Raw genomic sequence first — 892 nt, 5'->3', positions numbered from 1 at the left:
ACCCAGCCGATTGCTTCGCGATCACAGCAATCGAGGCGAAGGTCACGCTCAGTTTGGCGCCGTCCTCGCAGCGGAACTCAAAGCCGTCCGAGCACCAACGCGTATCGCTGGTTTTCACGGCAATACGGCCTTCGTGCCGACGCGGCACGCCGGGCTGTTTGATCCGGCGTTCAAGCAGCAGGTTGTGATCACGCATCACCCGGTAAACCCGCTTCACGTTGATCGCGGGTAGCAACTGGGTTTCACGGGCGCGACGCAGCAATCCCCAGACTCGACGGTAGCCATAGCTGGGCAGTTCACTGACCTGTTGCTGGATTTCGGCCACCAACTCAGCGTCGTTCACAGGCCTGCTTCGCCGTGTCTTGGGCGATACCGATTGCTTGATTCGAACCGTTAATTGCGAGCGCGCCACACCGAGACATTCGCTGACCAGCTTCACTGGTCGTCCCCCGGCAACAAGGGTGAGTGCGCAATCCATTTTCGCGACCGGGCGATCTCCACGGCCTCTTTGAGGATTTCGGCTTCCATCGTTTTCTTGCCCAGCATCCGTTGCAGTTCACGGATCTGCTTGAGCGCATCGCTCAGCTCGGAGGCCGGCACCACGGCTTCGCCAGCACTGACCGCCGACAGGCTGCCGTCCTGATACAGCTTGCGCCACAGGAATAACTGGTTGGCATTGATGCCGTTGCGCCGAGCGACGACCGACACACTTTGCCCTGGCTCAAGGCTCTCGCGAACCATGGCCAGTTTTTGCTCCGGGCTCCAGCGGCGTCGCCGCTCCTGACCCAAAAGCTCACCACTCTTATCGTTGCTGTTAGTCATAAACATAACCGTTTGCCTATCCCTTATCGTAAGGGGGAAACGGTGTCCTGTCTTTCATGGGGCTCGTTCA

The 892-nt window shown here is 59.2% G+C and carries 1 pseudogene; it reads right to left on the bottom strand.

From position 1 onward, the window contains the following. A pseudogene (locus tag TU80_RS33650) lies at positions 1-822 on the bottom strand (IS3 family transposase); the annotation flags it as partial. Between the last annotated feature and the right edge of the window lie 70 nt (positions 823-892).

The sequence above is a fragment of the Pseudomonas veronii genome (assembly GCF_001439695.1).
GTDB lineage: Bacteria > Pseudomonadota > Gammaproteobacteria > Pseudomonadales > Pseudomonadaceae > Aquipseudomonas > Aquipseudomonas veronii.
The sequence above is the reverse complement of the archived record's forward strand: the minus strand, read 5'-3'. Positions and strand labels throughout refer to the sequence as shown.